Annotated in this window: 10 protein-coding genes and 1 other RNA gene; 1 reads left to right on the top strand and 10 read right to left on the bottom strand. The window is 68.9% G+C overall.

Going from position 1 to position 10,563, the window contains the following annotated elements:
* Window positions 1-8: 8 nt before the first annotated feature.
* Genes murF through Q9R14_RS16325 form a run of 6 tightly spaced genes read right to left on the bottom strand, consistent with a single transcriptional unit; the run spans window position 9 to window position 6,329 of the window.
* Window positions 9-1,427: a UDP-N-acetylmuramoyl-tripeptide--D-alanyl-D-alanine ligase gene (gene murF, locus Q9R14_RS01290; RefSeq protein ID WP_306003194.1), complete on the bottom strand. Its 1,419-nt coding sequence runs from the start codon at window positions 1,425-1,427 to the stop codon at window positions 9-11.
* Window positions 1,420-2,880, bottom strand: coding sequence for a UDP-N-acetylmuramoyl-L-alanyl-D-glutamate--2,6-diaminopimelate ligase (locus Q9R14_RS01285; protein ID WP_306003193.1), 1,461 nt, complete (start codon window positions 2,878-2,880; stop codon window positions 1,420-1,422). Before Q9R14_RS01285 ends, murF begins: the two co-directional genes overlap by 8 nt.
* A complete protein-coding gene (locus Q9R14_RS01280; RefSeq protein WP_039246852.1) occupies window positions 2,877-4,661 on the bottom strand; it encodes a penicillin-binding protein 2 in 1,785 nt (594 codons plus the stop codon). Before Q9R14_RS01280 ends, Q9R14_RS01285 begins: the two co-directional genes overlap by 4 nt.
* On the bottom strand, window positions 4,658-5,107 hold the full coding sequence (locus Q9R14_RS01275; RefSeq protein WP_306003192.1) for a cell division protein: 450 nt from the start codon (window positions 5,105-5,107) through the stop codon (window positions 4,658-4,660). The genes Q9R14_RS01280 and Q9R14_RS01275 overlap by 4 nt, the downstream gene beginning before the upstream one ends.
* Complete coding sequence (gene rsmH, locus Q9R14_RS01270) at window positions 5,104-6,084, bottom strand: 16S rRNA (cytosine(1402)-N(4))-methyltransferase RsmH (RefSeq protein WP_306003191.1); 981 nt, start codon at window positions 6,082-6,084, stop codon at window positions 5,104-5,106. Before rsmH ends, Q9R14_RS01275 begins: the two co-directional genes overlap by 4 nt.
* Entirely contained in the window at window positions 6,081-6,329 is a 249-nt protein-coding gene (locus Q9R14_RS16325) for a division/cell wall cluster transcriptional repressor MraZ (RefSeq protein WP_350224834.1), read from the bottom strand. Before Q9R14_RS16325 ends, rsmH begins: the two co-directional genes overlap by 4 nt.
* On the opposite strand from Q9R14_RS16325, the gene Q9R14_RS16320 reads away from it, so the two are divergent.
* Window positions 6,328-6,396: a hypothetical protein gene (locus tag Q9R14_RS16320; RefSeq protein WP_350224835.1), complete on the top strand. Its 69-nt coding sequence runs from the start codon at window positions 6,328-6,330 to the stop codon at window positions 6,394-6,396. The genes Q9R14_RS16325 and Q9R14_RS16320 overlap by 2 nt on opposite strands.
* A 604-nt stretch (window positions 6,397-7,000) precedes the next feature.
* On the opposite strand, the gene rnpB is transcribed toward Q9R14_RS16320, so the two are convergent.
* The 4 genes from rnpB to sppA all read right to left on the bottom strand — a co-directional run bounded on the left by rnpB (window position 7,001) and on the right by sppA (window position 10,393).
* Window positions 7,001-7,378, bottom strand: an RNA gene (rnpB, locus tag Q9R14_RS01260) — RNase P RNA component class A.
* A gap of 32 nt (window positions 7,379-7,410) precedes the next feature.
* Complete coding sequence (locus Q9R14_RS01255) at window positions 7,411-8,172, bottom strand: N-acetylmuramoyl-L-alanine amidase (protein ID WP_306003190.1); 762 nt, start codon at window positions 8,170-8,172, stop codon at window positions 7,411-7,413.
* 13 nt (window positions 8,173-8,185) lie between these two features.
* Window positions 8,186-8,509 carry a hypothetical protein gene (locus Q9R14_RS01250; RefSeq protein ID WP_306003189.1) on the bottom strand — a complete coding sequence of 108 codons (324 nt, stop codon included), beginning with the start codon at window positions 8,507-8,509 and terminating at the stop codon, window positions 8,186-8,188.
* A 105-nt stretch (window positions 8,510-8,614) separates the two neighbouring features.
* On the bottom strand, window positions 8,615-10,393 hold the full coding sequence (gene sppA / locus Q9R14_RS01245; RefSeq protein ID WP_306003188.1) for a signal peptide peptidase SppA: 1,779 nt from the start codon (window positions 10,391-10,393) through the stop codon (window positions 8,615-8,617).
* Window positions 10,394-10,563 lie beyond the last annotated feature (170 nt).

Genomic DNA, 10,563 nt, shown 5'->3' with positions numbered 1-10,563 from the left:
CGGCTTCCCTATCGCGTCGTGGGCGTCATGTCGCGGCCTTGAAGGTCGGCCAGCGCCTTGGCCACCAGCGAGGCCTTGGAACCGTTCGAGCCCTTGACCATGACGATGTCGCCGGGCGCGACCAGCAGGGCCGCCTCGGCCGCCAGTTCCGCCGCCGTCGCGCGCCAGACGCCGCGTCGCGAGACCGGAAGCGCGTCGTAGAGCCAGCGCATCTCGGGGCCGGCGGCGTGGACAAGGTCGAGGCCGGCGGCGTCGATGGGACCGGCGAGGCCTTCATGCAGGTCGCGGCTCTGCTCGCCCAGTTCCAGCATATCGGTCAGGACGACCACGCGGCGGCCCAAGGTCGAGCGCGCGCCCAGGGTCTTGAACCCGGCCGCCATGGACAGCGGATTGGCGTTGTAGCTTTCGTCGATCAGGGTGAAGGCGCCGTCCGGCGTCGTGACCGTGCGCGTCTGGCCGCGTCCGGCCAGAGGCTGGAACCCCGTGAGGGCTTCGAGACCCGTCTCCAGAGTCACGTCCAGGGCGTCGAGCATCAAGAGGACGCACAGGCTGTTCAGGCCCCAGTGGGCGCCGGACTGGGCCAGGCGATAGTCGATGCGTCGCCCGAACAGTTCGGCGGCGACCGCCGCGCCTTCGGCGTCCGGCCGGAAGTCCAGCAGGCGGGCGTCATGGCCGGCGTCGGATCCGAATGTCAGCAGTCGCGCGCCGACCGCCTTGGCCGCGTCGCACAGGACGGCCGAGAAGGCGACGTCGCCGTTCGCCACCGCCGCGCCGCCCGGGACCAGACCCTGGAAGATGGTCGCCTTTTCACGCGCGACGCCCGCCTCGCCGTCCGCGAAGGCCTCGATATGGACCGGACCGACCGTAGTGACACAGGCCGCGTGGGGAGCGACGAAGCGCGACAGGGGCGCGATCTCGCCGGGCGCATTCATGCCGATCTCGAAGACGGCGCGCCGGGTCTCGACCGGCATCCGGGCCAGGGTCAGGGGCACGCCGATGTGGTTGTTGTAGCTCTTGATCGAGCCGTGGGCGGGACCGGCGAGGTCCAGGCCCGCCTTGATGGCTTGGGTAACACTGGTCTTGCCGACGCTGCCGGTGACGGCGCCGCGCTTCACATGCGGCGCGCGCTCGCGGGCGGCGACGCCCAGGGCTTCGAGGCCGCGCAAGGTGTCGGGCACGACGACGCAAGGGCCGCCCTCGACCGGATGTTCGACCAGGGCGGCCGCGGCGCCCGATGCGAAGGCGCCGCTGGCGAACTGATGCCCGTCGCGTTCGCCCTTCAGCGCCAGAAACAGATCACCGGGGACGATCTCGCGGCTGTTGTAGGTCAGGCCCGTGATCGGGCGATCATCGCCCTTTAGCACGCCGCCCGTGGCGGCGGCGACTTCGGCGGCCGACCAGAGCGGGCGGGCGGAGTGTTCAGGCATAGAGAGACAGGGCCTCGGACGCGACAGTGGCGTCGTCGAAGGGGTGGGTCACGCCCGCGACGATCTGACCCTGTTCATGCCCTTTTCCGGCGATGACCACCACATCCCCGTCACGCATCATTTCGACGGCGGCCTCGATGGCGGCGCGGCGGTCGCCGATCTCGATCCCGTCCGGGCAGCCGGCGCGGACCTGGGCGCGGATGGCGGCGGCGTCTTCGGATCGCGGATTGTCGTCGGTGACGATAGCGATGTCGGCCAGACGCCCGGCGATCTCGCCCATCAGGGGGCGTTTGCCGCGATCGCGATCGCCGCCGGCGCCGAAGACGACGATCAGTCGACCGGTCGCGTGGGGACGCAGCGCGTTCAGAACCGTCTCAAGCCCGTCGGGCGTGTGGGCGTAGTCGACATAGACCTCGCCCCGGCTTTCCTGGCCGCTGTCGATGCGCTGCAGGCGGCCTTGCGCCCCGGTCAGGCCTTCCAGCGCGCCGATGACGGCGTCGGCCGGGTCGCCGGCGGCGATGCACAGACCGGCCGCGACCAGGGCGTTGGACGCCTGAAACGCGCCAGCCAGGGGCAGCAGGATTTCGCGGATGTCGCCGCGCACGTCGATCGTCAGACGCTGGCCCTCAGGCGTCGCGCGACGGCCGATCAGTGTCAGGTCGCGACCGCGCTCGCCCACGCCCATGACGCCCAGACCCGCCATGATGGAGGCGGAGGCGAAGACCGAATAGGCGTCGGAATCGGCGTTCAGCACGGCGGTGCGGCCGCGCGGCAGCAGGGTCTCGAACAGGCGCATCTTGGCGGAGCGGTAGTCCGCCATGGTGCCGTGATAGTCGAGATGGTCCTGGGTCAGGTTGGTGAAGGCGGCGGCCTTCAAGGCGACCCCGTCGAGGCGGCGTTGGTCGATGCCGTGGGACGAGGCCTCCAGCGCGACGTGGGTCACGTCCTTGGCGGCCAGTTCGGCCATCAGGCGCGCGGCCTCGGCGGCGTCGGGGCTGGTCAGGCCGGGGCCGGTCAGGGCGTAGGTCTTGGTGCCCTTCTGGCCGATGACGCCCAGCGTGCCCATGCTGGCGGACTTGTGGCCGATCCCGGCCCAGATCTGGCGGCAGAAGGTGGCGACCGAGGTCTTGCCGTTGGTGCCGGTAACAGCGACGCAGGTCTTGGGCTGGGCGCCGTAGAAGCCGCGCGCGGCGATGGCGTAGGCCCGGCGCACGTCGCCCGAGGTGACCAGAACGGGCGCCGCGCCGTCGGGCGTATCGGTCGGAGCCAGAACCGCAGCGGCCCCTTGCGCCAGCGCCTGGGGGATGAAGGCGCGGCCGTCGGCGGCCGTGCCCGGCAGGGCGACGAACAGAGCGCCGGGCGAGACCTTGCGGCTGTCGGCGGTGACGCCGGTGATGACGGGATCCGAGGACACGTCGCGGCGCAGCAGGTCGGACAGGTGAAGCGCGCTCAAAGCCCGTCCCCCGCCACGTCCTGATACTGCGGGATCTTCTCGCCCGAGGCCGTGCGCCAGCGGTCGTCGCGGCGTTCGACGCCCAGGAAGCCGGCGATGCGGTCGGCGATATTGTGCACGGCCGGCGCAGCGACATAGGCGCCGGTCTTGGGATAGGTTCCCGGCTCGTCCATCACGATCAGGATGGCGTAGCGCTTGCCGTTCAGCGGGCCGTCGACGGGGAAGACCGCCGCGAAGGAGCCCAGGGCATGGCTGGGGTCATAGCGACCGCCGACCAGCTTGTTGGCCGAGCCGGTCTTGCCGCCGACCCTCAGGCCCGGCGCATCGGCGAAACCGCCCGAACCCTTGACGACGTTTCGACGCAGCAGGTCGAGAATGGCGCGCGAGGTCTCTTCGGTCACGACCTGTTGCGGCTGGACGTTGCGGGCGCCGCCCTTGCGCAGCGACAGCGGGATCATCCGACCGCCGTTGGTCAGGGCGCCCATGGCCTGAACCATCTGGGCCGGGGTGATCATGATGCCGTAGCCGAAGGACAGCGACGCCAGGGTCGAGTTGTCCCAGCGACGCGGCACGACGGGCTTGGCCGATTCCTTCAGCTCGATTCTGGCGGCGTCCAGCAGGCCCAGGCGGCGGAAATAGTCCCGCATGGTGTTGGGACCCATCTGCACCGCCAGTTGTGACGTGCCGATGTTGGAGGAGTGCAGATAGACCTCTTCCAGCGTCATCACCCGGTTCTGGGCGTGGAAGTCCTTGATCTTGCGATCGCCGATCTGGAAGGCCTGGGAGGCGTCGAACAGGGTGTTCATGTCGGCCCGGCCGGTGTCGAGCCCGGCGGCGACGGTGAAGGTCTTGAACACCGAGCCCATTTCGTAGTGGCCCGAAACCGCGCGGTTCAGCGTCGCGCCGTCGGGCGCAGCGCCGCGATCGGCCGAGTTGAAGGTCGGCCAGGACGCCATGCCCAGCACCTCGCCGGTCTGAACGTCGGTGACGATGCCGACGGCGCCCTTGGCCTGGTTCTTGATCGCGGCGGCGGCGAGTTCGTTTTCCAGCACGCCCTGGACGCGCAGGTCGATGGACAGGGGGAAGGCCTCGCCGCGCTGACCCGCCGCGCGGATCTCGTCGTTGAAGGCCAGTTCGGCGCCCGAGACGCCCTGCCCGCCCGTGTCGGCGTCGCCGATCAGGTGGACGGCCGAGGTCCCCAGCGGATAGGCGCGGCGATCTTCAGGCTCGAAGGTGACGCCGCCCAGGGCCAGGTCGTGGACGGCGGCCTTTTCCTGAGGCGTCAGGCCGGTCAGGGCGATCAGGCGACGGTCGCCGCCCAGCACCTTCTTCAGCCGCTCGGCCGAGATGCGCGGTAGGGCGCGGCGGATCTGGCGATAGGCCAGGTCGCGATCCCAGATCTCGGCCGGGTCGATGTAGAGGCCGTAGTGGACGATGTTGGTGGCCAGCAGCTCGCCATTGCGGTCCGTCAGGTCGCCGCGCACCAGGGCGTTTGGATTGACGCCGCGTCCCAGACCGTTGGCCGGCGCGAACAGGGCCTTGTAGGACGCGCCGATGGCCAGGCCTGCGAAGACGCAGGAAAAGACGATCAGGATCAGGAAGATGCGGACGCGCGTGTCCTCTTCCGGGCGGGCGTCGGCGCGGGCGCGCTCGAAGCCGTGCTCCAGCCGCCAGACCAGTTCGGTCAGCCAGCGCCAGAAGGGCGACAGGCGGCCTTGCAGCCGTTCCTGGAAATCGGCGCCCGGCGCAGGGCGGTGATAGCGATGATCCTGAACGCTCATTGCGCCGGCTCCGGCGAGGGCGTGGGGACGGGCGCGTCATCGGCGACGGCGGCGGGCGCCGGCGCGGCTGCGGGAGCAGATGCGGCGGGTTGAGCGGCGACGGGTTTCAGGGCGGTCAGCTGACCTTCCTTGGCCTGACGGGCGACCGCGACGGGGGCCATGCCGATCTGACGCGACAGGCTTTCTAGACGCGCGGGCTGCTCCAGCCGGGCGACCTCGGCGCGCAGCAGGCGGACGCGCTGGCCGTTCTCGCGGATGTCCTGTTCGATCTGAGCGATGCGGCTGCTTTCGCGCGCGGCAGCGGCCTTGGCCGCATAGACCGACACGATCATGATCGCGACCAGGGCCACGCCGATGATCTCGACCCAGCGCACGCCACGCACCTTCCAGTCGAACAGGCGCTGAAGGGCGGTGCGGGAATAGGTGAAGAAGGGGGCCGTGGTCATGCCGCCGCTCCCCCATCGATCCGGCCCCAGGCCGGGGCGTCGGTGCGCACGGCGGCGCGCAGCTTGGCCGAGCGGGCGCGGGGGTTGGTGGAACGCTCTTCGTCGCCCGCATCGCGCGCACCCTTGAACTGAAGCGTGAAGCTGGGCTTGCGCGGATCGACGGCCATCGGCGCATGACGCGAACCGGCGGGGCTGTTGCCCGTGCGCTCGGTCAGGAAGGCCTTGACGATGCGGTCTTCCAGCGAATGGAAGGTGACGACGGCGAGGCGGCCACCGGGGGCGAGCGTCGCCTCGGCCGCTTCCAGACCGCGCTCCAGTTCGCCCAGCTCGTCATTGACCGCGATGCGCAGGGCCTGAAACACGCGGGTCGCCGGATGGATGGGCGCGCCGCGACGGCCGCCCAGGGCCTTTTCGACCACCTCGGCCAGATCCAGGGTGCGGGTGAACGGCTGTTCGGCGCGGCGACGCAGGATGGCGGTGGCGACGCGACCCGACTGGCGCTCTTCGCCATACAGTTTGAAGATGTGGGCCAGGGGGCCGTGGTCCCAGGTGTTGACGATGTCGGCCGCAGTCACGCCCTCATCGGACATGCGCATGTCCAGCGGACCGTCGCGCATGAAGGAGAAGCCGCGCTCAGCCTGATCCAGTTGCATCGACGAGACGCCGATGTCGAAGACGGCGCCGTCCAGCTTCGCCTTGCCGCTGTCGGCGAACGCCTGCCCCAGGCCTGAGAAGGGGGTGCGGATCAGCTGGAACTGGCCGGGAAAGTCGCTGGCGACGGCGTCGGCGTGCGGCTGGACCGTCGGGTCGCGATCCAAAGCGACGACCTGGGCGCCGGCCTTCAGGATGGCGCGGGTATAGCCGCCGGCGCCGAAGGTGGCGTCGATCACGACATCGCCGGGCGCGGGCGCCAGGGCCTCGATCACCTCGGCCAGCAGGACGGGGGCATGGGGAGAAGTGGGAGGAGCGTCCGTCACGATCCGCCTCCCGCCAGCTTCATCTGGGCCGCCAGCTTCAAGGCGCCGATCTGGGCCATGCCGGCCTTGGCCAGGGCGCGCTGTTCGGCGCGGCGGGCCGCCCATTTCTCGCGCGACCAGATCTGGAAACGGTCGTTCAGGCCGACGATGACGACGGTGTCGCCCAGACCGGCTTCGGCGCACAGCGCCTCGGGCAAGGTGATCCGACCGCCGGAATCATAGGCCAGGCGCACCTGCTCGCCCATCACCTGCCACTCCAGCGCCGAACGCTCCTCGGAGCCGAACGGCAGGGCCTCGATCATCTCGGCATAGACGGCGAACAGGCGGTCGCCGCCCGCTTCCAGACAGTCGGCCTCGATCGAAGGGAAGATGAAGACGCCGCCGGCAGCGCCATTTTCGGTCGTGCGGAAATCGTTGGGGATGAGGAGACGGCGCTTGCCGTCCAGCTGCTTCTCATAGGTCGAGAGAAACACGCCCTGTCCAATCGAGCCCTTCGGCCCGTCCCTAGATGCCCTGACGAACGCCCGCCGCGCCCGCCTCTCAGCCCCAAATCATGAAGCTGGGATAGCATGGGATGAAATGGGCCTCAATGGGATCGAAGCCAAGATTTAACCATGTTTTGACGTGTGACGACTTAAGCACGCTCGAACAGCTGGAACATACGCGGAACAAACGAAGTATTCACAGGCTGTGAGGCGTTCTAACCTTCCATTGTCAGACAATAGGTTAACGGCCGCCAAGGGGCGGGAACGCTGCCAGAACACTGAAATGCGGGGATAATCCGAGTTCGGATTACGCGATGCGCTTAGGGAGGGTTCCAACGCCCAACACTACAGGCCTCAAGTAGGCCAAAGGCCGATAGGCCCAAGAAAAAAGCCGGCGCCAAGCAGCGCGAAGCGCGGTAGGCCAAGAAAATTTTGCCAGACGGCCTGTAAGCCGGGTTTTGTTCCGTTCTTGAGAACGGCGACGATCATTCCTCTGGACCGACCATTGCTGATCGGTTCTCGCGACCTACCCGGACATCTGAGGCGGTGAGCCCCGCGAGCGAGCCCGCGCGATGTCCCTATTTGGTCTTGCTCCAGGCGGGGCTTGCCATGCCGTCCCTGTTGCCAGGTCCGCGGTGGGCTCTTACCCCACCCTTTCACCCTTACCGGCCTCGCAAGGCCGGAGGTTTGCTTTCTGTGGCGCTATCCCTCGGGTCACCCCGGGCGGAAGTTATCCGCCGCCTTTTCACCGTGGAGCCCGGACTTTCCTCGACGGACGCGAAGTCCGCCGCGACCGCCCAGCCGTCTGGCGCGCGCTAGATGCGCGTTAGCGGCGCGAACGTCAATTCAATACGCCCGTGACGCTCTCGGCGCTGGCGAGCTGGAGCAGGCCGACTAGGCGGGCGCGGGTTTCGCCGTCGGCGACGCCGTCGACGCGGGCCGGGCGCCAATGACGCTGGAAGGCTCGGACGGCGGTTTCCACGGCGGCGTCGTAATCGCCGCTGGCTTTCAAGCCGTAGCCCAACCGATGCAGGCCAGCGCTGAGCACCATCGGGCCGATGCCCTGATCGCCCTTCTGCAACAGGCCGCCCAGGGCCTGCACGCGTTCGGCCGCCGGTTCGAACCACAGGCCGTGCCCGGCCTCGGCCAGACGTTTCCAGGGGAAGAGCTCGCCCGGGTCTTCCTTGCGATCCGGCGCCAGGTCGGAATGGGCGATGATGCGGTTGTCGGCGATGGTCCAGCGACTGCGAATGTCGGAGATCAGGGCGATGACGGCCGCGATCTGCGCTTCGGGGAAGGCGCGGTAGCCGAACTCATGGCCCGGATTGACGATCTCGATGCCGATGGAGGCGGCGTTGCAGTCGTCCTCGCCCTGCCAGACGCCGCGGCCGGCGTGCCAAGCGCGGCGTTCCTCGGGGACCAGTTGAAAGACGCGGCCGTCCTCTTCGACCAGATAATGGGCCGAAACCTTGACCTCCGGGTCGCGCAGGCGGGCCAGAGCGGCCTCGCCGGTCTGCATGCCGGTGTAGTGCAGCACCAGCATGTCCGGGGGCGCACGGCGCGCGTCGAAGTTGGGCGAAGGCGCGTCGATGTAGGACGTCATGGGCGGCGTCGGCTCAGCGGCCGTTGCGCTCCCAGCCATAGGCGACCCAGGCGCCGTCCACCTTGTGCGCCTCGATCAGGTCGGGATCGCTGTTGCGGCGACGCGGCGGGATGTTGCGGCGGGTGCGCATGACCAGGCCGACCAGAAAGACCAGAACCCCGGCGAACAGGGCGATTACCGCCACGGCCGCAGCGGTGAAGACGGCGAGGACGGCGCCGACCGCCATGGCGCAGACGGCGGCGATCATGCCGGCGACCCACATGACGGACGCCACCAGGCCGTTGGGACGGCGGCGGGCGGCATGGCCGATGGCGGCGAGACGTTCAGGCTGGAACATGGATCATCCTTTCAGGCGATCCGGGGAACGCCTGACGCGCAATGTCGGTCCATCGGGGCCTGCGGTCAATGGACCGCGACGCACGGTCGCGTGCGCCGCACTCCGTCAAAAGATCGGCTGGTCGGCCAGAACCACCGCGCCCTCGCTGCGCATGCGGTCGCTGTCGATCCGGCGCATCACGGCCTGGGCCTGGGGATCGGCCATGACGCCGCCCAGCATGACCAGGGCCTTGGCGGCCTCGGTCTGGACACCGAACATTTCCGACAGGGCCTCGAACGGCGACTGCTGCTTGGGGAAATGCTTGAAGCGGACGGGCTCATTGTCGGGGATCTTGGCCAGTTGGCGGGCCTTGTTCACTGCTTCGGTCACGCCGCCCAGTTGGTCGACGAGGCCCAGCGGCAGGGCCTGGGCGCCGGTCCAGACGCGGCCCTTGGCGATTTCGCGCACCCGGTCCGGGGACAGTTTGCGGCCCCTCGCCACGCGGGCGATGAAGTCATCGTAGATCCGGTCCATCGAGCCGGCGAAGGCCGCGCGCTGCTGGGGGGTGAACTCCTGCGTCGGCGAGAAGGCGTCGGCGTAGTCCCCGCCCACCGTCAGCTCACGCATGTCGACGCCGAACCGCCCCAGCGCATCGGCCAGCACGAACTTGCCGCCGAACACGCCGATCGAGCCGGTCAGGGTCGTGGGCTGGGCCACGATCCAGTCGGCCTCGGAACTGATCCAGTATCCGCCCGAGGCGGCGTAGGCGCCCATGGACACCACCACCGGCTTGCCCGCCGCCCGCGCCGCGCGCACGGCGGCCAGGATCTGCTCGGACGCCTCGGGCGAACCGCCGGGCGAAGAGACGCGGAAGACGATCGCCTTGACGCTCTTGTCCTCGATCGCGTCGTAGATGGCCTCGGCCGTGTCGTCGGAATGGACGGACGAGCCGCCGCCGAAGCTGGCGCCGCCGCCGCGCCCGGTGACGATGGCCCCCTCCCCGCCCACGATGGCGATGGCGTTCTTGCCCGACCCCGTGCGCTCGCCCTTCTGGCTGGCGTATTTGCCGAACTCGACGATCTCGGCGCCCTTGCCGGCGCGGGTCTTGATGGCGATCTCGGCCTCTTCGACCTGACCCACCTTGTCGATCAGCCGGTTGCTGAGCGCCTGTTCCGCCGAATAGGGGCCGGCCTCGATCACCGTCTTCAGCGCAGGGGCCGTCGTCTTGCGGTCCTTGGCCGCGTTGGCCAGGGCGGTGTCGTAGATCGACGTCATCCAGGCCGTCATCGCCTCGCGGTGCGGGCCGGTGTAGTCGCTCTGGGTGTATTCATTGACGGCGTTCTTGTATTCGTAGCGCTGTTCGAACTCGGGTTTGACGCCGTATTTCTGGAAGGCGCGCCCCAGGAACAGGTTGTCGGCCGAGAAACCCGTGGCCTGGAAGCCGGCGGTGTTCTGCATCCACAGCTCCGACGCCGAGGCCCCGACCATATAGGTGGACATCACCGCGCCCGACGGGGCGAAGCCCTGGCTGTGGGCGATGACCGGCTTGCCCGAGTTGCGGAAGCGATGGATGGCCTGGCGCAGTTCATCGGCGGTGGCGGGCGTCATGCCGCTTTCCGGCAGGCGGATCAGCAAGGCCTTGACGCTGTTGTCGCTCTGGGCCTGATGCAGGCCATCGACCACGTCCGTCAGGGCCAGGCCGGAACTGCCGAAGGCCGCGAACGGATTGGACGACGGCTGGTCGCTGACGCCGCCGCGCAGGTCCAGCTCCAGCACGGTGGTCGCCGGCGTCGTCGGCTTGGACGACGAGGCGACGGCGACCGTCAGCAGCACCACGGGAATGACGACGACGAACAGGATCAGCCCGGTGAAGACACCAAGGACCGTCAGGAAGAATTGCTTCATCGGAGAGAAAACGCGCGCTCGCAGGCCGGAAATGGCGTCGCCAGCATAGGGGGACGCGGGCCGTCGTCAAATGACGTGCGTGCAATCCGTCGGTCGACCTGGCATTCGCAGCCGCACCCGATTGCTGCGGCGCAGCGTGCGGATTGATGCCGGGGCCGGAAATCCCTATA

The sequence above is a fragment of the Brevundimonas sp. C43 genome (assembly GCF_030732185.1).
GTDB classification, from domain to species: domain Bacteria; phylum Pseudomonadota; class Alphaproteobacteria; order Caulobacterales; family Caulobacteraceae; genus Brevundimonas; species Brevundimonas diminuta_C.
The sequence above is the reverse complement of the archived record's forward strand: the minus strand, read 5'-3'. Positions and strand labels throughout refer to the sequence as shown.